19 protein-coding genes and 3 pseudogenes are annotated in these 21,882 nt (G+C 36.6%); 5 read left to right on the top strand and 17 right to left on the bottom strand.

What is annotated here, in order from left to right:
• Window positions 1-389 precede the first annotated feature (389 nt).
• The 3 genes from AC0L8O_RS01605 to AC0L8O_RS01595 all read right to left on the bottom strand — a co-directional run bounded on the left by AC0L8O_RS01605 (window position 390) and on the right by AC0L8O_RS01595 (window position 1,564).
• Window positions 390-815: a hypothetical protein gene (locus AC0L8O_RS01605; protein WP_473446324.1), complete on the bottom strand. Its 426-nt coding sequence runs from the start codon at window positions 813-815 to the stop codon at window positions 390-392.
• A gap of 87 nt (window positions 816-902) precedes the next feature.
• Entirely contained in the window at window positions 903-1,067 is a 165-nt protein-coding gene (locus AC0L8O_RS01600; RefSeq protein ID WP_473448579.1) for an amidase domain-containing protein, read from the bottom strand.
• A gap of 362 nt (window positions 1,068-1,429) precedes the next feature.
• Window positions 1,430-1,564, bottom strand: a complete 135-nt coding sequence (locus tag AC0L8O_RS01595) for a hypothetical protein (RefSeq protein ID WP_473446323.1) — start codon at window positions 1,562-1,564, stop codon at window positions 1,430-1,432.
• A gap of 314 nt (window positions 1,565-1,878) precedes the next feature.
• Here AC0L8O_RS01595 and AC0L8O_RS01590 point away from each other — a divergent pair, with 314 nt between their 5' ends.
• Complete coding sequence (locus AC0L8O_RS01590) at window positions 1,879-2,025, top strand: hypothetical protein (RefSeq protein WP_473446322.1); 147 nt, start codon at window positions 1,879-1,881, stop codon at window positions 2,023-2,025.
• Window positions 2,026-2,567: 542 nt separating this feature from the next.
• A complete protein-coding gene (locus AC0L8O_RS01585) occupies window positions 2,568-3,704 on the top strand; it encodes an endonuclease (RefSeq protein WP_473446321.1) in 1,137 nt (378 codons plus the stop codon).
• Between the two features lie 131 nt (window positions 3,705-3,835).
• Here the strand turns inward: AC0L8O_RS01585 and manA are convergent, their stop codons facing one another.
• From manA to AC0L8O_RS01570, 3 genes are all read right to left on the bottom strand, one after another.
• Window positions 3,836-4,792, bottom strand: coding sequence for a mannose-6-phosphate isomerase, class I (manA, locus tag AC0L8O_RS01580; RefSeq protein ID WP_473446320.1), 957 nt, complete (start codon window positions 4,790-4,792; stop codon window positions 3,836-3,838).
• A 21-nt stretch (window positions 4,793-4,813) separates the two neighbouring features.
• Complete coding sequence (locus AC0L8O_RS01575) at window positions 4,814-6,733, bottom strand: fructose-specific PTS transporter subunit EIIC (RefSeq protein ID WP_473446319.1); 1,920 nt, start codon at window positions 6,731-6,733, stop codon at window positions 4,814-4,816.
• Between the two features lie 139 nt (window positions 6,734-6,872).
• The gene (locus AC0L8O_RS01570; RefSeq protein WP_473446318.1) at window positions 6,873-8,792 is read right to left on the bottom strand and encodes a BglG family transcription antiterminator; all 1,920 of its coding nucleotides are present in this window, start codon (window positions 8,790-8,792) and stop codon (window positions 6,873-6,875) included.
• Between the two features lie 171 nt (window positions 8,793-8,963).
• Between AC0L8O_RS01570 and AC0L8O_RS01565 the strand changes: the two genes are divergently transcribed.
• A complete protein-coding gene (locus AC0L8O_RS01565; RefSeq protein WP_473446317.1) occupies window positions 8,964-9,860 on the top strand; it encodes an AraC family transcriptional regulator in 897 nt (298 codons plus the stop codon).
• Window positions 9,861-9,907: 47 nt separating this feature from the next.
• Here AC0L8O_RS01565 and AC0L8O_RS01560 read toward each other — a convergent pair whose 3' ends face one another.
• Window positions 9,908-10,585: a metal-dependent hydrolase gene (locus AC0L8O_RS01560; RefSeq protein WP_473446316.1), complete on the bottom strand. Its 678-nt coding sequence runs from the start codon at window positions 10,583-10,585 to the stop codon at window positions 9,908-9,910.
• A gap of 120 nt (window positions 10,586-10,705) precedes the next feature.
• Window positions 10,706-10,918: a hypothetical protein gene (locus AC0L8O_RS01555; protein ID WP_473446315.1), complete on the bottom strand. Its 213-nt coding sequence runs from the start codon at window positions 10,916-10,918 to the stop codon at window positions 10,706-10,708.
• A 193-nt stretch (window positions 10,919-11,111) separates the two neighbouring features.
• On the opposite strand from AC0L8O_RS01555, the gene AC0L8O_RS01550 reads away from it, so the two are divergent.
• Together AC0L8O_RS01550 and AC0L8O_RS01545 are read left to right on the top strand one after the other, a co-directional pair.
• The gene (locus AC0L8O_RS01550) at window positions 11,112-11,285 is read left to right on the top strand and encodes a hypothetical protein (RefSeq protein ID WP_026559180.1); all 174 of its coding nucleotides are present in this window, start codon (window positions 11,112-11,114) and stop codon (window positions 11,283-11,285) included.
• Between the two features lie 99 nt (window positions 11,286-11,384).
• A complete protein-coding gene (locus AC0L8O_RS01545; RefSeq protein WP_473446314.1) occupies window positions 11,385-11,645 on the top strand; it encodes a hypothetical protein in 261 nt (86 codons plus the stop codon).
• Window positions 11,646-11,714: 69 nt separating this feature from the next.
• Here AC0L8O_RS01545 and AC0L8O_RS01540 read toward each other — a convergent pair whose 3' ends face one another.
• The 9 genes and pseudogenes from AC0L8O_RS01540 to AC0L8O_RS01500 form a co-directional block, all read right to left on the bottom strand.
• Complete coding sequence (locus AC0L8O_RS01540) at window positions 11,715-13,157, bottom strand: NAD-dependent malic enzyme (RefSeq protein WP_473446313.1); 1,443 nt, start codon at window positions 13,155-13,157, stop codon at window positions 11,715-11,717.
• A 229-nt stretch (window positions 13,158-13,386) separates the two neighbouring features.
• Window positions 13,387-14,454, bottom strand: coding sequence for an AbrB family transcriptional regulator (locus AC0L8O_RS01535; protein WP_473448576.1), 1,068 nt, complete (start codon window positions 14,452-14,454; stop codon window positions 13,387-13,389).
• A gap of 139 nt (window positions 14,455-14,593) precedes the next feature.
• Window positions 14,594-14,749, bottom strand: a complete 156-nt coding sequence (locus AC0L8O_RS01530) for a hypothetical protein (RefSeq protein WP_473446312.1) — start codon at window positions 14,747-14,749, stop codon at window positions 14,594-14,596.
• Between the two features lie 156 nt (window positions 14,750-14,905).
• Window positions 14,906-15,865: a tripartite tricarboxylate transporter substrate binding protein gene (locus AC0L8O_RS01525; protein ID WP_473446311.1), complete on the bottom strand. Its 960-nt coding sequence runs from the start codon at window positions 15,863-15,865 to the stop codon at window positions 14,906-14,908.
• Window positions 15,866-15,882: 17 nt separating this feature from the next.
• Window positions 15,883-16,562 (bottom strand): annotated as a pseudogene (locus tag AC0L8O_RS01520) (response regulator).
• Window positions 16,555-18,172, bottom strand: a pseudogene (locus AC0L8O_RS01515) (ATP-binding protein). The pseudogenes AC0L8O_RS01520 and AC0L8O_RS01515 overlap by 8 nt, the downstream one beginning before the upstream one ends.
• A gap of 299 nt (window positions 18,173-18,471) precedes the next feature.
• Window positions 18,472-19,781 (bottom strand): annotated as a pseudogene (locus AC0L8O_RS01510) (CitMHS family transporter).
• A gap of 508 nt (window positions 19,782-20,289) precedes the next feature.
• On the bottom strand, window positions 20,290-21,063 hold the full coding sequence (locus AC0L8O_RS01505; RefSeq protein WP_473446310.1) for a hypothetical protein: 774 nt from the start codon (window positions 21,061-21,063) through the stop codon (window positions 20,290-20,292).
• Window positions 21,064-21,086: 23 nt separating this feature from the next.
• A complete protein-coding gene (locus AC0L8O_RS01500) occupies window positions 21,087-21,848 on the bottom strand; it encodes a class I SAM-dependent methyltransferase (protein WP_473448573.1) in 762 nt (253 codons plus the stop codon).
• Window positions 21,849-21,882 lie beyond the last annotated feature (34 nt).

The raw sequence follows: 21,882 nt of genomic DNA, 5'->3' as shown, positions 1-21,882 counted from the left end.
ATATCTATAATATACTCCAACCAAAACCGGTAGTAGAAGACCTCATGATTAACCTTATAGTTCTGTTTCATTTTGTTATAAATTATATAAATCTCTATATTTTCATTAACGTTGTATATACACATTTTCCTGACCTTATTAAGGTTAATAAAGATATCGTCTTTATGGCTTGATGACAGGGTTCTTGTCCTAGACCGCAAAGTAAACACATGCGATAAATAAACACAGCATTATGGTAAAGGTATTTGGTAAGACTTTTGGTAATGTTTTATGATATCAACGAGACTGATAGTTACAAGGTACATTACAAAAACAAAAAATAGTACTTCTATTCTTAAAAATAATAATATATCTAAACAATCTAAAAACTAGTTTATTTCCACTTCAATTCAGCTAAACTTTGGTATTATCAAAAGTCTTTTAACTGGTTTGAATTCTAATGTTTCTTCGTACTTTTCTCCCTCTTCCTCCCAGTTTATGTATAATTGGTAAGTGCTTTTTTCTATAGGCTTTTGACCAAGGTAAGCAAATTCATGTTTGTCATTTTCCTTCATATTTACATGATCTTCAGTACTCATGGATGAAATTACTTTTCCATTCTCTATGAAACGAGCATCTAATAATTTACCTTGTCTTTTCTCCCAGCTAAGGTTTCCAGACCAAGTCTTTTTCAATGAATTATCAACTGTATATATAGCTTTCCATCCATTTTCTTTTGATTCTGCTTTAAGATTTGGAGGAAGAAGCATTGATATTACGACCCAAACTATAAGTAATCCTACTATAAAAATGGGAATGATACTTTTAGCTTTCAACTCATCACTTCCTAGTCTTTATTTAGTAGTAGTCAGTTGCTGATTTTAGACCTAGTAGGCAGTGTTACACTTTATTACTCTATAAGATTAATTCCCTGAAATTTCACTAAGAGGTTTATCTAAGGCATCATTAGTATGTCCAGATAAGTATATTTCACTACTTGTTTTCTTAGTAACAATCATACTATGGTACCATCTTCCCTCTGCATTTTTAAACTGAACAACATCACCTAGCTTAGCATTACTTCTAATTGTTGATTTACTAGTAGATGTTGTAGTATTTAATTATTTACTCCAATAAGTGTAAAAATCAACCACACCCATCCAGGAACTAGATTCTTTCCACCTATAAACATAGTAATTTGTTCTCCACTCATGATAGCGATCGCTGTACCAATAAGAGGTAGTAGATGTTATACCAGTTGGAACATTGCTCTGTTTTCTTTCAGCCTTCCCTCCTGCATGCACAGCACGAAGTTAGTACAATCTTTTGGGTGACCTATTAGTGAGTTCCTTTTTTTAGCCCACTCTCTTGCATAGGAAGCCGCTGTAGAAGGGCTGTATGACGCTAGTATCGTCATTTTCCCACTTTCGGATGTAAAATCTTGATTTTCTTATTCAACTAGCTGTTCTTCTAAAAGAGCTTCTTCTTTAATTTCACCGATTGTTTTTTCTGCAATATTATCTAGATTAAAATTCTCAATTGGTGATTGTTCTTCATACACTTCATTATTGATTTGTTCCGCCATAAACTTGTCTAGTTCATATAAATAACTACACTAGAAATCTTAAATAATTTCTAGCATAAAATCCACAAAAAATGTAGAATTAAGAGGTATTTCCTATAAATACCAATTTTAGCAATAGCATAAAAAGGAAAATAGGTTTATCAACTAAGGGTGAACAATTCACATAAAGATCCTTTTTTCAATACCGTTAATCCATCATTATGTTAACTTACTCAGAAGGTCATACGTTTTCACATAGATTAATATATATATGAGTTTAGGTGAAATAAAGAGGAATAGCATATGCCTTTGAATAAAATGAGGGTGAACAATCGATGAGTCTAGATGAAAAAGCATCCATACGAAGCATTTTAAAAGCTTTGGCCCAAGAAGGAGTAAAGACAGGAGATGTAGCGAAACAACTACCTGGCATAAGTGAGAAACCATTTAGAAACGCATTAAATGAAGCTGGATATGTATGAGCGTATCAAACAATTACCACAAAGCAACAAAACATGAAAGTAGATTGTTATTGACCTTGCTATTGGTAAACGTTTAGATATGTTTTGTAAAAAGAAAAGATTAATATATCTGATGTATTGCATTTAGCATTAGCTGATTTTCTAGATCAATATAAAAAATATTCTATATTTTTATTTTGGTCATCTCCTTTAACCTGACTCCGCCTAAAAACAAGTAGTAGAAGACCTCGATCATGCTGTACTTTGTATGATCGAGGTCTTCTACTGTTTATTAGGTTGCGGGAGGAGTCACAAGCCGTTCTGTGACAGGATATGTAACACTTTTAAAGCCATAAATGAAAGAAAAATTGACTGCCCTTTGAGTTTCGTTTCTATTAACTATAAATTGGTACACATAAAATTTTCATTTATACCTTATAACATATGTATTTCCTCCTGTTTCTTAATTGTAAATGATTTTTTTACAATATAAATAAACTCCCTTTACACAACGGTGATAAGTTGTTTTCGTATCAAAATAATATAAATTAGGAGGTTTTTGCATGAGAAGTGTAGAGAAATTTCGTTATCTTATTGTCATTGCTTTGGTTTTATTTACATCGCTTTTTTCATTTGATACTTTAAGAGCAGCTAGTACTTTAACTGTTTCACAAGCGATTCAGACACAGAATAATTCTGAACAGACAGTTGAAGGGTATGTGGTAGGAAAACCAATTTCTTCATCAACAGTGGTAAAAAGTAGCTTTCCTGATGATTATGCTTTAGCTATAGCAGATAGTAGCAGTGAAACAGATTCTTCAAAAATGCTATATGTTCAGATTCCTTCTCAATTTCGTTCACAATTCGGATTAAAAACAAACCCGGATCTAATGGGAGCGAAACTGAAAGTGACAGGCCAATTAACAGCCTATTACTCACATCCTGGTTTGAAAAACACATCACAAATGGCAATTGTGGGTACAGATGATACTTCTGAAGATGCACCTGAGGACTCATCAGGTGACTATTATGAAAATGCGCTAGGTAAATCAGGAACGAGTTTAAAAATAGCTTTACATAACATCATTGATGATCATACTGAAATTTCCTATTCAAATGTCTGGGAAGCACTAAGAAACACAGATGAAGATCCTGCTAATCAGAATAATGTTATTCTTTTATATACTGGCCGATCTCAAAGCAAAACATCTAATGGGTCATCCATTGACTCATGGAACCGTGAACATGTTTGGGCAAAATCACATGGTGACTTTGGAACGTCTATGGGAGCAGGAACAGATCTTCACCATTTGCGACCTACAGATGTCTCAGTTAATAGTTCAAGAGGCAATAAAGATTTCGATAACGGCGGCACTGCACAAAAAGAAGCACCTGATACGTATGCTGATAGTGATTCTTGGGAACCACGTGATGAAGTAAAAGGCGATGTCGCCAGGATGATTTTCTATATGGCTGTGCGCTATGAAGGAGACAATGGGGAGTTAGATCTGGAGGTAACGGAGAAAGTAAATAATGGCTCTGCTCCATTACATGGAAAGCTATCAACCTTGTTACAATGGCATCAGCAAGATCCTGTTGATGATTTTGAACGCAATCGTAATGAAGTTATTTATCAGGACTATCAGCATAACCGCAATCCTTTTATTGACCATCCAGAATGGGTTGAGGCGATTTGGTAATAAACATCTTAATAGTATTTAAATAAAAGGCCACAACTGTGGTCTTTTATCTTTTCTACAAAAAAACAAGTGAAGAAATACGAAATGTTTTCCCCACTTGTCTTTAATTGAAATCTTCCTAATGATGAATATTATACATGTGATACGATGAACTCAGCGTCACCTGAAAGTTTATATTCACTAATTCCGTATGGAAGAATAAAATGACTGCCTTTTTCCATTAAGAAATCTTTTTGATCAATTGTAATCGTACCTTTTCCTTCTGTCACACTGACCTGTAAAAAGTCTTGATCGAGTATCATGGATGCTTCTCCATTTAATTGCCAATGGTAAACGGTGAAATACTCTGATTCTGTTAATGTCTTTGTCGTTAAACCGCCCATCTTGGACTCATTTTGTTCTATTTTCACATCTTGATGTGGGACAGTTGTTACCTCTATCGAACGGTCTAAATGCAGCTCACGTTTTTGACCACTTGAATCAGTACGATCATAGTCATACACACGGTACGTAATGTCTGAACTTTGCTGTGTTTCCAGTATAACGATACCTTTTCCAATTGCATGAATCGTACCACTTGGAACATAAACAAAATCACCGGCTGTTACTTTTTTACGACGTAAAAACGTTTCCCATTCTTGATCAGAAAGCATTCTTTCAAGTTCTTCTCTTGATTTTGCATGGTGTCCAAGAACGAGCTCAGCATCTTCTTCTGCACTTAACACATACCAGCACTCTGTTTTTCCGTATGGAACACCTTCTACTTCACGTGCAAACGTATCATCCGGATGAACCTGTACGGAAAGATCAGTATTTGCATCTAATATTTTCACAAGTAATGGATATTCCTCATTATTAGATGCGCTTTTATTAAATAATTCTCCATGTTCCTGCCAAGCATCTGCAAGAGTTTTTCCTGTCAGGAGACCATTTTTAATCATACTTGGACCATGAGGGTGGGCAGAGATGACCCATGCTTCCCCGGTTTTTTCATAAGGTATCGTATACCCAAATTCAGTATGCAGCTTTTGTCCACCCCATATTCTCTCTTGAAAAACAGGCTCTAAAAATATCGGTTCTTTATACATTCGGCATCCCCCTATTTAAACTTAATGAACTTCCTCTAACACCGTCATTGCTTCTTGTTTAGAAGAAACATTTAATAGCTGATTTCTAAACTCTTCATCCATTAATTTACGAGACAGCATTTGTAAAATCTTCAAGTGCGCATCACCGGCATTTTCCTCCGGCACAGCGATCATGAATATAAGCTTTGCGTCTGTACCGTCTAGACTATTCCAATCAACACCATCACGATTTAGCCCAAAAGCGACAGCCGGTCTTTTTACAGCGTTTGACTTACCATGTGGAATAGCAATATTCATACCAAGTCCTGTTGAGCTTTGTTCTTCACGATTAAGGATTGCGTGTTTATACACATCCTTAGAAGTTAATATACCTTGCGAATCGAATTTTTCAATTAGTTCATCAATAACAGCATCACGTGTTGTTCCAGCTAGATTGATATTCATTAAATCCACGTTCATAATATCAACCAATTTTTCAATTTCCTGCTCTACTTCTTGTTCAGGAGCAATTGAATTACTTTCCTCTTGTATTTTATCATTAGATACAGTTTCTACATCTTTTTTTAGAAAATTTACCATAAATGCTGTAACAAGGACACCCGCTATTGCTGCGATAAAGAACATCACAACATGATCCACAGCACCTAATACAGCAACAATAGGACCGCCATGTGCTACTTTTCCCCCTACATTCCCAAGCATAGCGATAACAGATCCTACTACTGAACCAGCAACAATACTTGGAATAACACGAATTGGGTCTTGTGCTGCGAATGGAATGGCACCTTCTGTAATTCCGAAAAGACCCATTGTAAATGATGCTTTACCAGCTTCCCTTTCATTAGGAAGGTATTTTTTCTTATTCATTAATGTTGCAAGACCCATCCCAATCGGCGGAATACAGATAGCGACTGCAATTAGTCCCATAATTTCATAGTTCCCTTCAGCGATCATGGCAGAACCAAATAGGAAAGCTACTTTGTTAAACGGTCCTCCCATATCAACTGCGATCATGGCACCTAGGATCACTGCCAATAGAATAGAGCTTGCTCCTTGCATACCCGCAAGCATTGATGTTAACCCTTCAAAAATCTGTGCAACTGGAGCACCAATAACAAAGATAAATAAAAGCCCAACGATAACAGATGAAAAGATTGGGATAAAGATAATTGGCATAACAGGCAATACTGCTTTAGGAACTTTAATTTTCTTAATGCCCAAGGCAATATAACCTGCTAAGAAACCTGCTATAATTCCCCCAATAAAACCAGCACCTGCTTCACTTCCGTAAAAGCTTCCGTTTGCAGCAATATAACCACCAATCATACCTGGTACTAACCCCGGGCGATCAGCTATACTTACTGCAATAAAGCCAGCTAATATCGGAATCATAAACATGAAAGATGTAGCACCAAGAGTTTCAATTTGTTTCCAAAAAGAGCCCTCTGGAATAACAATACCACCTGGTGTTTGCTCACCACCAAGAGTTAATGCCAACGCGATTAATAATCCCCCTACCACGATGAACGGAACCATATATGATACACCGCTCATTAAGTGCTTATAGATTGGATTTTCCTTTTGCTTACTCTTCTGCTTCATTTCACCTACTGACTTCAACTCAGATCTGTAAAGTGGCACATCACCATTTTTTATTTTTTCAATCAATTCTTTCGGCTTACGAATACCATCTTGTACACCTGTAACAATTACTTTCTTCCCAACAAACCGATCCTTTGGTACTTCTTTATCTGCTGCGATGATAATGCCATCTGCTTCTGCAATATCTTGGTCTGTTAATGCATTTTCAATCCCAATTGACCCTTGTGTTTCTACTTTAATATCAACACCTAATTCCTCGCCTGCTTTTTGTAAATTTTCAGCAGCCATATATGTGTGAGCAATCCCGACTGGGCATGCTGTGACAGCTAATATCTTCATGAACCTTTCCTCCTTAAAACCTTGATGTAATTGCTTACATTCATTTTACTAGTCATTAGGTCATGAATTGATTTTTGTTTTTACCAGAACTTCCGGTAAAAATAAATTATTACCGGAAGTTCTGGTAATAAGGAGTCCTTTATTTTAGCTTCTCCAGAAACTCCTTTACGCTGCTTGATTTTATTAATGAATGAATAAATGACGGAGTTTCACTATAGGCTACAATCTGTCCAACAGCTTTACGATTTAGTTTTGGATCTTGAGTCGATATAGCCAGCATGAAAACGAGGGATACTTGCTCGTTCCCCCAATTTATTGGTTCCTTCAAAAGAGCAATGGCAACTGCGGATTGATTGACCATTGTTGGACTTCCATGTGGAATAGCGATTAATCCACCGATTGATGTAGATGATTTTCTTTCTCTTAAAAGTGCACTATGAATAAACTCTTTTGTCACGAAACCTTTTTCATATAATTTATTACCTAACATTTCGATCACTTGAAAAGGATGCTCTTTATCAACATGTATGTGAACTAAATCTCCTCTACTTAGTTGTGTCAGCACCTTCTTTTCATTACTTATTATCTGTTTCTTCTCCATTTCAGTTAAAAACTGATTCAGTTTTTCCTTATCCTTTGCTTCCAACAAAGGTGAAATCGTAAGATGAGGAATACTAACCTGTTTTAACTCTACTGTAGAGATGATAAAATCAACGGTACTTTTCTTCAAATATTCGCTTAATTCAGCTTGTCCAATACACCCAACAACTTGCATATCTTTGTAATGCTGTTCAATCTTAGCCTGTAATAAATGGGACATACCGACACCCATATGACAAACAATTAAGGTTCTTCGCTGTTTTTCTCTTTTTTCTTTTAACCGTTCAATTGATGCCTGGAAATGGAGAACTAAGTAAGCGGCCTCATCCTCGGGAACTTCCAGTTCGTGATTTTCCTTAACTTCATTCAACGCTAGTAACACCATATTAAACAAATATGGGTACATTTTTTTGATATTTGGTAAAAGTGGGTTTGTGATAGGAAAACCATATTTAATGCGGTTAATGACCGAGTGTACATGCACGATTAACCCGTTTTTTAAAATCAGATCATCTTTAAATGGAAATAATGTCATTGTACTAAGTTTTGTTATTAAGTCAGTAATGACATTTAACAAGTAATCATTCTTAATAAATGGCTCCTCAATTGCATCATTTTTTCTTTTTCCACTAATCAAATGCCAAGTAAAATAGATTCGCTCATCTTCAGAAAATTTAATTTGGAAAGCAGATTCAAGCTGTTCAAAAAAGGGAATAGCATATGAATATTCTTTGGAAGAATATGCTGCCTCCTTTTCTTTATCCGGAACCGTAACAGGCGATTTTTGACGCGTTCTTTTCATCATAATAAGTGAATGAACAAGTAAACTTTCTATTGCAGCATCTGTAAATGCAATTGAATTCTTTTGCTGTAATTCATTCAATGCTTTTTTTACGGCCGTTATTTCATAAGGCTGAAACAATTCAAGTACATAATTTTTAGTATCGGATACAGAAGAAAGAAGTTCTGATAAATGTGCCAATGCACTGCGTTTCCTTAGTTCTGATCCTTGAACAACGTTTCCTAATCTAGGTTTGGAAATCAACTCTAGTTGATAGGTTTCATACCATCTCGCAATGCTGTCAAGATCCTTTTTTATCGTAGCCTTTGGAACATAGTACTTCTTCGACAGTTCCTGCAAAGTAATGGCTTTATTACTTACTAATAAATGATAAGCAATTTCAATGAATCGATCTTCCGGAGTTTTCGGCTCAGTGGATAATAGCTTTTGAAACAATTCAGACCGACCGGTTTCTTCAATATCAAGTGTAATTCCAATCCCCGGTTGCCGACTTAAATAGGCTGTAGGATACTCTGCTAAAAGCTCCTCGATTACGTTCAAGTCATTACGAACTGTCTTTTCCGAACATCTCAGCTGTTCCGACAAATCCCCTATATGTAAAGTTTGTCCATTCTGAACTAATAACGTTCTTAATAATTCTTTTTGTCGATCGTTCATGGCTGCACCTCTCTCAGGTAGTCAAACAGTAGTGTAGCTTATTGCATTCATTAATTCAATCATCGGTAAGAGTTTAATATTTTATCCACTCTAGAATTGATTGGAAAATAGCAAAAAATGTTAAGAAGAAAGAGTTACATGCTGTTATAGTGTACCTAAGGCAGGTGAGGGATGATGGATTATGGTAAATGTATACAACGAACGCTTGATTACATTGAAGAAAACCTTGATAAACAATTGACACTAGAAACCTTGGCAGAACTTGCTTGCTTTTCTCCCTTTCATTATCATCGTGTCTTTCAAACATTGGTGGGGGAATCTGTGATGGATTATATTAGAAAAAGAAGGCTAACATATGCAGCAGAGCGTCTATTCTATACAGATGAAAAAGTGATTCATATTGCATTAGATGTTGGTTTTCAATACCAAGAATCCTTCAACAGAGCGTTCAAAAAGGTCTACGGTGTTTCACCGAAGCAGTATCGCCGTGCTAAGAGCATATCCGGACCCTTACGTGGAAAAGCGAGCCTTCATTCAATACCAATATCAGGAGGAGAGAAGATGGAACCAAAAATAGTGAATAAACCTGCGTTTAATGTAATTGGATATGAACTATTAACAAAGAATGATAACGGTCAGAACAATAAGGATATCCCTGAATTTTGGCAACAGTATATGACAAAGAATTTAGGGGCCAAAATTCCTAATCCCTTATACAAGCATGCGGAACTTGGTATTTGCACAGATTTCAACTCTGAAACAGGTGAGTTTGGTTATATCATTGGAATGGAGGTAGAAAAGGGATCCCAAGCACCTGAAGGTATGGTGTACAAAAGTTTTCCAGAACTAGAATATGCAGTGTTTACTACACCGAAATCAGATGAGGAATCATTTACAGCTTCGATTCAGTCCACTTGGAATTATATTTTTACAGACTGGTTTCCACGATCGGGTTATGAACATTATGGAGAAGTAGAATTTGAACTGTATGATGAAAGATGCTATGGTTCGGAGAATAAAGAAATTGATATCTACATTCCAGTAAGGAAGCAACGTGTGAAAATATAAGCAGCCTTATCTGCCCAGTAACAGAAATTAATAAGAAAAGCCCTCTCTCATGTTACAGTGAGAATGGGCTTTTTGTATCCTGACAACTTATTGCACACACTAAAATTCCTTGGAGGAAAAGGGCAAAAAGAATTTAACCCCCTCTTATTAAATGGTAAAACCCTCATATCAGCAATCAAATGACTGCCATAGCTAAGTAAGCATGTTAAAAACACGCCGTCCACTCTGATGGAGACTTGAAAATAATGAGCAATGAAGGCAAAAAATCCAATTCCTACTAGTGAATGGGTGTAGCTTCTGTGAGGAATAAAAGAAGCAATCATTATATAGGTCCCTAATAACATGAGCCATATTTCATGTAATGCAATTCCTCCCAAAAGAACTCCTAATCCGGTAATTGTTAACATATGCCTCTGTTTAATTTGAGAAGCAACTAAAATGATCGCAAGTCCAACTCCTATACCCAGCCATTTTTCTCTACCTATTCCTTCAAGAAGTGTGTAGACGATCATCATTAACCCGATTAATTGTGCCACAGACCGAATCAATGTATGTGAGAAAGTGATTCTGTTACTCAATTTCCCATCTATATCAATATCAGGAATCAGTCCTCCTATGCCACCAATCCCCACTAATAATAAGGTTGTTGTCGGGTCAGCTTGCACCGACTGGGCAACAATAAACCCTGTTCCGGCCCCTATTGTTCCATGTGCAGTTCCATTCAATTTATCCACCTGTTTCTATGTAAAAATTTCATCAGCATATTATTATACACCAAAAAAGGTGGGACAAAGGTTGTGTTTAACTTTAGAATACTTACTTTTTTATAAGAACGTAACCTGTATTTAAAGACAAGCACTTCGATAAAAGGTCAATACTCTTTTATAAGTTTCCGTACCCGCTAAACAACCAATGATTGAGATCCATTCATTATGAGACATAATTTTTAGTCCGTAATACATACCTGTACTGACTAAAAGGTCTGTCATTAGGAAGGATTTAATGGTAGAGCTGTGAATAACAAGAAAGAAAAACTGGTTCGACATCTTTTTGCCCATTCCTGTTCCCACCTTTTCATTTTTACCTATGAGTATGTTTTAGGGGCACTGTCCTATTCATATTGGAATTGCAACAAGTCTAAAGGATTCAAAACGAAGAATGAAATACTTTTTTGGATAGTAACCTTTTAAATCATCCATAATAAAACTGGTGTTCAATCACCCACTTACTTTCGATGTGGAGGGAAATGACATGAATATTCGCGAAGGCTTAATTCCGACTGCATTAGGTTCAGCTGTAACAGCTACTGGTTATGCATTAAAACAAAAACGCGGTTCAAATAAAATGATCGCAAACACAGTTTTTGGATTCGGTTTAGCCCATGTAGTATTAGGTGCCATTGACCTTGTACAACATCGTCGTTAGTGAGAGACGAGCATAATTTTTATGCTCGTCTTTTTTTGAAGACTAAAATCAATATGTAGACAATCAACATAGTATATAAGAGACATATGAGAGGAGAAAATGATGATGTTTGTCACTTTGTTATTGCCGGTTATCTTACCTTATGGATGTCCCGTGACTTTTTTTAATCCAGGTGCTACTTATAAAAGAGAAACAGAATTCTTTACCTGGGTAACATCTGTTAGAGAAGAAAGTCAACGGTATCAACATGTACCATTATTAGAAAATGGAGAATTTGAAAAGAATCAAGCTACTTTAATTGTAGGTGAGCAAGAAGCGCAAACGAGTTTTGTCCCTAGCAGGGGTCATAAAATGCTTTGATGACAGGACACTTTTGCACCTACTAAAAAGGATGCTCATTAAATGAACATCCTTAAATTCACGTGTTTATCAATAAGTTGTTGCTAATGTATTTTCTTCCTTAAACAAGTCTTTTCTAGCGACACCTGACTTATATGCCGCTTCAACGACTGCTTCTCTTACTTTCTCTACTACTTTTTGATTAAAGACACTTGGGACAATATAGGTTTCACTTAATTCCTCGTCAGAAACAACACTTGCTATAGCTTTAGCTGTCGCTATTTTCATTTCTTCATTAATTTCGGATGCACGGCAATCAAGAGCTCCCCGGAAAATTCCCGGAAAACATAAAACATTGTTAATTTGATTCGGATAATCTGATCGGCCTGTCGCTAAGACCCGAACAAACGGTTCGGCAATGTCTGGATCAATTTCCGGTACCGGGTTTGCTAGCGCAAAGACAATTGGGTCATTCGCCATTGTTTTTAAATGACTTTCAGTTAATACTCCTGGTGCAGATACACCGATGAAGACATCCGCTCCTTTAATTACATCACCTAGAGCACCCTTTTCATTATAGGGATTTGTCATATTCGCAAAGTCCGTCCAATTCTGATGATCATATACCTCATCACGGTGAAGAGCACCTGCACGATCTACACCAATAATATGCTGAACACCAGCTGCAATCAGCATTTTCGCACAAGCTGTTCCTGCAGCACCAACACCGTTTAGAACTACTTTAATCGATTCGATTTTTTTCCCAGTTAACTTAAGTGCATTATAAAGACCAGCCAACAATACAACAGCCGTTCCATGCTGATCATCATGAAAAACTGGGATATCTAATTCCTGTTTAAGTTTTGCCTCAATTTCAAAGCACCTTGGTGATGATATATCTTCAAGATTAATTCCGCCGAACGCTGGTGCAATTGATTTTACAATAGAAACGATTTCATCAGGATCTTTAGTATCCAGGCAAATAGGAAATGCATCAACACCTGCCATTTGTTTAAATAACATCGCCTTACCTTCCATAACAGGCATGGCTGCGAGTGGACCAATATCTCCTAATCCAAGAACAGCTGTACCATCTGAAACAACCGCAACTGTATTTCGTTTAATTGTTAAAGAATGTGCTTTAAGCGGTTCATCAGCAATCGCACGACACACTTGAGCAACTCCAGGCGTATAAACCCTTGATAAATCATCACGGTTTTTAATTGGATTTTTTGGTGTTACTTCAATCTTACCTCCAAGATGTAAAAGAAATGTTCTGTCTGAAACAGAGATGACCTTAACACCTTGTAAGTTTTGTATAGCATCCATTACACTTTGTCCATGTTGCTGATTTTTCACCGTGATGGTGATATCTCGTACAGTTTGGACTTTACTCGTCGAGATGACATCAATACCTATAACATCTCCGCCTGTTTCACCAATGACTTTCGCTATTTCACTAAAGGTAATAATGTTTTTCTGAAAATGTAAACGAATAATAATATTCATGCTTGCATTGCTTAATTGAGACATGTTTAACCTCCAAAAGCTTTACCTTTTCTGGGGATATTGAAAACAACCGTCTAATTTTTGTACGTAGCGAAGCGTGTAAGCTTGCTGAAACTAGATTGGTTTTTTGGAAGCGTTTTAATATTCTCATTACGATCGTAATACAAATCAAGAAGTTTGTAACCGTTTTCTTCATTTATTGTTTTTAATTTATTTCAGATATTTTGTTCATTTTGTTTATGAAGTTTCATTTTCAGCCGACATCTGTCTCTTCATGATGGTGTTCATTTTTACCGAAGTATCCTCTTAGAAAAATCGGAACAATAAATAAGATAAAAAACACCCGAAATAACTGATAGGCAGCTACTAATGACACATCTGCCTGGACAGTATGGGCGGTGACACCCATTTCAGGCAAACCGCCTGGGGCAATACATAGAAAAGCAGTAGCCATTGTCATTGGATAAAAAATATGTAACACATAAGAAAGGAAAAAGGCAAAGCCTACGATTGAAAGACCTGATAATAGTGTAATAGGTAATAACCTTTTCCAGTCTCCCAGCATATCAACCTTCATACTCAAGCCCAGGTAAATACCTAAACAAAGCTGGGCTATCAGGTTTACAGAAGTAGGTAATTCCGACGGTTCCATACCTGTTATTGATAAAATTGCTACTGATAGGAGTGGTCCAATAATCCATGGAGTTGGGCATTTATAGTGTACAGCTATTTTTGTCACTATAAATATGAGAGAGAGATAAAATAGAGTCCCCAAACCCACAATAGACTGCTGCTCTGCTCCTGAACTTTCTTCCATAGGTAAAACTACTTCTGCACTTGAGAACGTATGAATAGCCAAGGTTGGGACAATAAATATGACAGTAAGCATTCTAATCGTTTGCATGAACGTCACGATGGTAGGTTCTGCCCCTTTTATTTCTTCACTTAACACCACCATTTGAGATAAACCACCTGGGGTTGTCCCCATCACAGCACTTGGAAAAGAGGTAGTGGTGAATTTTGAAATGAGCGTTGCCATGACTAGCCCAAAACCGACCATAAGTGTCGTACTAAGCACCATTGATGGAAACTGATGCAGAATTTGTCTCGCACTTTCTGCTGTAAAAGATAAGCCCATGCTATATCCCAGAACGAACTGACCTCCATTTTTGAATTCAACCGGCCAATTCAACTCCCGTTTGGTAAAAATTCTCCATACTATCACAGCTGTTAGTGGACCTAACATCCACGCCAAAGGAAGCTGAAGAATATAAAATAAAAAGCCTCCGGCCATTCCGATGATGACTGTTTCTAAAAACATGAACAACTATATCTACCTCCGTACAAAAAACATTTCTAATCTTTTTAACTTACAAAAAAGCCGACTCCAAGAGATAAGTCTCCCTTTGAATGAAGGAGAATTCACAATCTCTTTAAAGAGTCAGCCTATGGCTCAATATTTAACTAGCTTCTTCTATAAACTGGTCATTGAAATAGATAACATGTGAGAGAATTTTACTGCCTTTTATCTTTTTGATTGATTCTTTTGCTTCTTTCTCATCATCAAATTCAAACATTTTAATACGATCATCAGCATAAACAGTTATAACCCACATTTACCATTTCTCCCTTTTTAAGAATCATTAAAAGTCTGTAAGGAAAGATAGCCCTTCAAAAACTTTCATCCATATCATAAGTCCTTCTTCTTCCAATGTAAATAATACAACTAATTATTTCATTTTGTTCATTTCGTTCATAAAGACGAATCTAACCTAATGAACGCCCATAAGCTGCTCATACATCATACTTTGCTCCTCAAGATACTTATATGTTTCTTCACTATCTTTATAAAAGTCTTCCCACATATAATGTTCCAGCGTTTTTTTCCACGCTTCTGTTTTAACCATTTCCCCAAATACATGGTCCCAAAATTTAATTTCTTCTTTTGACATATTAGGGGGACCCATAATGCCTCTCCAATGTTGAAAAACGATATCAATTCCTTCTTCTTTCCAAGTTGGGAGTTCGGGTAATTCCCTTAATCGTTTATCTGAAGAAATAACGAGCAGCTTTACTTGATCGCGGTCATAATATTTTTTCGCTTCGGAAATGGACATTGTCGCTACTTCTATTTCCTTGGATATGAGCGCCTTGACAACCTCGTCACTATTTTCATAGATTCGGAAATGTAAGTTTTTTGGTTGGATTCCATATTGGTTGCTAGCTAAAACAAAAGAGAGCTGATCATCATTCCCCAGTCGCGGAGAAATCCCTATTTTATACTGCTCAGGTGCTTGTTTTATTTCAGATAATAATGTTTTCGCACGATTAATACTGGAGTCTTTTGAAACGATGACGACTTCCCATTCTTTTGCTAAAATGGCAATTGGAGTAAAATCTTTAAACGTTAATTTGCTTTGACCTAATAAATGATTTGTAATAATTAAGCTTGAATTCATCGCCAGTACATTTTCTTGTTGGTGATAGGTATATTTCCAACCTAACTCTCCTCCGGCGCCAACCTTATTGATGACTTCTATATCAGCTACTATGTTTTCCTGTAGTAGAATTTTCTTAATGGCTCTTGCCGTCACATCCCAGCCACCCCCTGTAGAACTGGGAGCAATGATTGTGACCTCTTTATCAAATTCACGTTTTACACCTTCCTCATTTGCACAACCGATTAGGAGCAAGAAAATGAATGTGGATACAAGCAACGGTTTTACCTTCATGTTAGTACCTCAATCATCTATATTTTTAAATAGTATTTTCTCTCAGGTCTACCTACAATGCCATATTCATGCTTTGCCATACATATATTAATAGAGACAAGATATTCCAGATATCTCCTTGCGGTTGTTCTAGAAGCACCCATTTTTTCTCCCATCTCCTCAATTGAGATTCCAGAATCAAGAGTATGTAACACTTCTTTTACTTTTTGAAGTGTTAAACGGTCAACTCCGGATGGAAGGTCTTTTTGATTGAATGACAACTGATTTACTGAAGTACCAAAATACTGATCTATAATAGATTGATCTACTTCATCACGATTATAAAGCAGTTTTTTTCTTTTTTATAGCTTTCAATTGTTTCGATAAATTTTTCCATTGTAACCGGCTTTAACAAATAATGAAATACTCCTTGGCGAATCGATGTTTCAAGCATTGCCTTTTCGGTTGCTGCCGTTATCATAATAATATCAATTTCCGGGTAATTCTCCCGTATATGAGGTAATAAATCAGTACCAAGACGATCCGGCAAATAAATATCTAGTAATATAAGATCAACTGTTTGTTTTTTTAACGAATTGATCGTATCCTCTGCATTCAACGCTTTGCCGACTACTTGAACGTCTGGTATTTTTTGTAGAAACCCTTCTTGTACTTGAGCAATACGAAAATCGTCCTCTACAATTAACACCTTAATCATGTAAATTGTCTCCTTCTCTATTTTGTATCTTTTTTGGCAGAAACACAGTAAAAATCGCTCCACCATGTTTACGATTCGTTACTTCAATTGTTCCATTTAATGCTTTCACAATTCGCATGACATTAAATAGCCCAAATCCTCTATGACTGCCTTTTGTGGAGGACCCTATCGTGAACAACCCTTCAAACTGTTCAGAAGATATGCCTGGTCCATTATCAGTCACCTCAATAATGATTTCATTACCAATGCCCATTATAGAGAATGTAACCATTTTCTCTTTTTGTGACATAACAGCTTCAAACGCATTGTCAATTAGATTTCCTATAATCGTTATACTATCTGTTATTTCAATATGATCTGGAAGTGGGTCCACATAACTATCAACATCTATATTCAGCTCTATTTTCTTCTCTGATGCTTTTCCGAGCTTGCCTAATAAAATAGCCTGTACATTAGGGTCTTGTATCTGATTGAATAAGATTTTGGTCTGGTATTGATGGATAAATGACTCTTTCTGAATAAAATCAAGGGCATCTTGATATCTTTCCAATTGCATAAGACCGGATAATAAATATTGAGTACTCATGAGTTTGAGCTCGTAATCCATCGGAATATTCTCGTACTTCTGAAAGAGTTTCAACCAATTTTTTCAGTTCTGTTTTATCTGTGAAGCTTGCTACAACACCAATGACCTGTCCATTTTCTAAAATAGGAATAAAATTAAAAATAAACACCTTATCATTAATCGCAACCTCAGCATGATGAACGATTTCACCGGTTTCAAGACCTTGGTCAATTTGTAGTGAAGGCAGGACTTCACTAATATGTTTGTGAATATACTTTGAATCGTCTAAATTCAGCATACTTTTTGCTGAATGATTAATCATTGTAATAATTCCCTGTCTGTTTATAGCAACAATTCCTTCTTTTATCGAAAGTAAAATCGCATTTCTTTCTCTGTACAGGGAGGCAATTTCATGTGGTTCTAGCCCTAATGTATCTTTTCGAATATTTTTTGTTAAATACACTCCACCAATGATTCCCAAACATAGCACAACCAGAGAGGCAAACAGTATGGTCTTCAGTTTTTGATATAAATTTTTATAAATATTTTCTTCCGGAAATTCAACAGCTACTGTTCCGATCACTGAATCATACTGTTCAAAACTTGCGATAATTGGTACTTTTCCGACAAGTACATCACCATTTTCACGAACGACCTCAAAGTTATAAGATCCCCCAAAAGTAAGCACCTGTTCATTTGCATCTTGATGAATTCCAGTACCGACCTCACTTGGATCAGTATGAGAATAGATAATCGTTTCACGATTTTCTACTACGATATTTGATGCATGGATTTGATCTTTTACCTGTTCGGCAATGGGTCGAAAAGTCTCCTCTAATTCATTTTCTTCAATGGCTTCATGAAGTTCAGGCATAAGTGCGATTGTTTTAGCTGTTTGAAGCACAAGCTGTTCCACCTGATTTCTGGAATCAACGAACAATACATAAGAAGAGATTCCGACTAATAAAAGGATGATCATAACGATTAACCCTGTAATTAATGTCAGTATTTTAAATTGTAGGGGGATTTTTTTATACATTCTCATCTTTCGCAACCTTTTTTCGATGTTGTCTAAAAGAGCAAAAGCGCAAGCGCCTTGACCAGCCTAGGGCAAATAAGACAATATAGAATAGAAGGCGTTATTTGCCTTAAATTCTAAATTGGCTAGGCGCTGGCAGTCTAATAACGCGACGTCAATCTCCACGACTGCATTTGCACGTCCTGTGCTTCGGAGCTGGATGTCGTGCGCTTATCCAAAGTTCAAGAATTTTATAAGTTCCTAAACGAGAGCAAAGGGTCAGACTCCACAATCTGAGCCAAACCCCTAATTAGATCATTTATATATTATATGGAAATGACTCCAATTACTATAGATACAACTAACATGACAAGGGATGTACCGACTGTCCACTTTATTGTGAATTTTTGAAAGTCACCAAATTCGACCTTTGACATCCCAACAAGTAAATAGGTTGAAGCAACTAACGGGCTTAATAAATGGACAGGCTGGCCTAATAAGGATGCTCTGGCAATCTCAACCGGGTTGATTCCATAGGCTGTTGCTGCTTCAGCAATAATTGGAAGCATACCAAAGTAATAGGCATCATTGGACATAAAAAAAGTAAATGGCATACTGGTTAAAGCTGTGATAATTGGAAGGTAAGAACCTAAAGCATCCGGTATTAATGCAACTAGACTATTTGCCATCGCATCAACCATTTCCGTACCTGACAGGATACCTGTAAATGCACCAGCTGCAAAAACTAGAGACACTACAGCTAAAACATTGCCGGCATGTGCTTTAATTCGTTCTTTTTGTTCATCTAAATTAGGATAGTTGATTACGATAGCAATCGCAAATCCAATCATGAATAAGGCAGGCAGTGGCATCACACCTAAAATAAGTCCGATTAGAAGAAGAACTGTCAAAGCAAAGTTTACCCAAATAAGCTTTGGCCGTTTTTCACTCGGTACCTCCAATGTTGCAGCATGTTGAGTAAATGGTGAGCTTTGGTGACCCGGCAGCTTATCCAGTTCCAGGGTACCTACTCTTTTTCTTTCTTTCATACCAAATAAATAGGCAACAAAAATAACCCACAGTGCCCCGCCAACCATCGCCGGGATCAAAGGTACAAACACATCAGACATTTCCAGACTTAATGCGCTTACAGCTCTAGCCGTTGGCCCCCCCATGGTGTTAGATTTGTTACTCCAACACCCATGATCGCAACACACGGAAGAATTAAAGGATTCATTTTTAACCTCTGATAAAGAGGAAGCATGGCCGAAATGGTAATCATATAAGTAGTCGTCCCATCTCCATCAAGTGACACAACTAATGCAAGGACAGCCGTTCCAACGACGATTTTCATCGGGTCTCCTTTTACTGCCTTTAAGATGGTTCCTACAACAGGATCAAATAAACCAGCATCTATCATTATACCAAAATATAAAATAGCAAACATTAGCATCACGCCGGTAGGAGCTAACTGATTAATTCCATCAATCAACATAGGACCCAAATCAGCCCCAAATCCACCTATAATCGCAAACAATACAGGAATAATGATCAATGCAATTAATGCAGATAACCTTCCTGTCATAATCAGAAACATAAATACAAACACCATGAGAAAACCTAATATCGCTAACATAATAGCCCCCTTTATTGAACACGCTTACAAAAGCAATTGTTTGAATAATTAAAATGTTATTTCAACTATAAAGGAAGGGCTAATGACCGTAAATATTACGTATTATTTAGACTTAAAAAACTATATGAATGTATTATTCTTTTTGTCTCTTATATTCTTTTTGAACATTTTGTTCATGAAGAGTCTACTGATCTATGACTAATATGATTAAAAACGTATACTAAAAAAAGCCTATAGGGTATTCTATAAGCTTTAATAGAAAGGCTGTTTTCGCAAAATTTGTTACTATATAACTAGTATTGAGCTGGTTGATTTCCGCTCCAGGCTGCTCGCTTTCCGTGGGGCGGGCGGTGAGCTTCCTCGGCGCAAGCGCCTGTGGGATCTCACCAATCCCGTAGCTCCCACAGGAGTATCACACCTTCTGCTCCAATCAGACCAAAGTTTTTGTTGAAGTCAATCTACTTAATACAAACATAGAAAGAATTAATTTTAAGTTAAAGATGACTATTTAATCTTTAGCCCTTACTTGAATATCCATATAAAGAGTCAATGCCTCGAACAAAAAACCCTTATGATATCCAGTCTTTTGATGAATTTTTTCTACCCACTCTTCAATCCCTATTAATTTAGGCTCTTCTACTATGCCTTCACTTGTACTTAAAAAGCTTTCCCAGTTGTAAAATTCCCAATGTGCTGTTTCAGATTTAAAAGGTATTCTACATTCCAGCAATGGATTAGGGTGGATGAGGTTTTGACAATATTCAGCTGCTCTTAAAAAGTCATGTAAATCTATTGGCTCTGTTTGAAACATTTGTGATGATACTTTGCCATTTGGTCGATGGTAATGGATCTGCAATTGATGGTGTTTCTCTTGAACTTGTACCTTCGCAGCGGGAAAAAAACCTTCCACTTTTTCATCCGTATAATCCGGACTATTCTTATCAATGAGAATAGGACACAGCCATTGGTCACCTAGATCACAGAGATATCGGTTACCATGCTCATTGACTGCGATAACAGCCACATGTGCATGTTCGGAATGGAGGTCATGAGCAATTGGGTAAGCTTCAATCCCATCTCTTTTAAATTCATCCAGTAGCCAAAGTGCCAAATCAAAGCAATTACCAGTTATGCCATATGCTTGGCGATGTTCCCTCATAAGAGATACATCCCGCTGCTTCTTCTCATATCCTTTGGCGTTATACCAAACTTTCGTTAATGTTTCCATCGGAAAATCATGAAACTTCTCCCAGGTTGAAAGTACGCTTTGTGTTGGATGCATATAAAACACCTTCTTTACAAAACTTATATAGCTTTAGCTTTTAATACAAAACGATGCTGTTTTACATCAAAGAAACCGTTTGTTTGAATAGACTTGTGAATATCTAATAATTTCTTTTCATATTTTAATACGTCAAAATCCGGTATTTGCCAGGATATCGCCTTTAAGTAATAAACAAGTGCTCCAACATCATAAAAACGCTGGATCGGGTACTCCTCTTTACTAATTAACACTTCAAATCCACTGTTCTCAAGCTCTTCCTTTGCAGTCGTTACATTCCAGTTTTCAAACTCATAGTTGTAAGGTGCCTCTAATGCTTTGTTAATTCCCCAACAATCAGTTCCACCAACTTGCTGTGTTAAAAACACCCCATTTACCTTCATCATTCTTCTGACCTCTTTAGGAGAATATAATTCATGTTTATTTAAAATCAAATCGAATTGATGGTCATTAAAGGGCAGATTGTGATCACCTTCAATAGCTTCCACCTTAACCCCTAAAGGCTCTAAACGTTTTTTTGCAATTTCTACATTAGGCTTGTAACCTTCTGTTGCGAAAATAGCTTTAGGAAATGGTCTTAGCTTAGATAAAAATTCGCCTCCACCAGTCCCCATATCCAGCATTGAGCTGGCAGAGCCAATTAGTTGCTTTGCCATACTTCCATAAGACCATGAAAGTAAATCACTTTTCACACGGTCTGTATCTGTAATATATGAAAAATCCCAACCTGAAAAAGGCTTGCTTCCATCATTTATTAAATGTGAAAATTGAAGATCTTTTTTCATCATTGTCCCCTTTATATTAGGCTATAATAATAGT

Source organism: Metabacillus sp. KJ11-3, assembly GCF_055808295.1.
The sequence above is the reverse complement of the archived record's forward strand: the minus strand, read 5'-3'. Positions and strand labels throughout refer to the sequence as shown.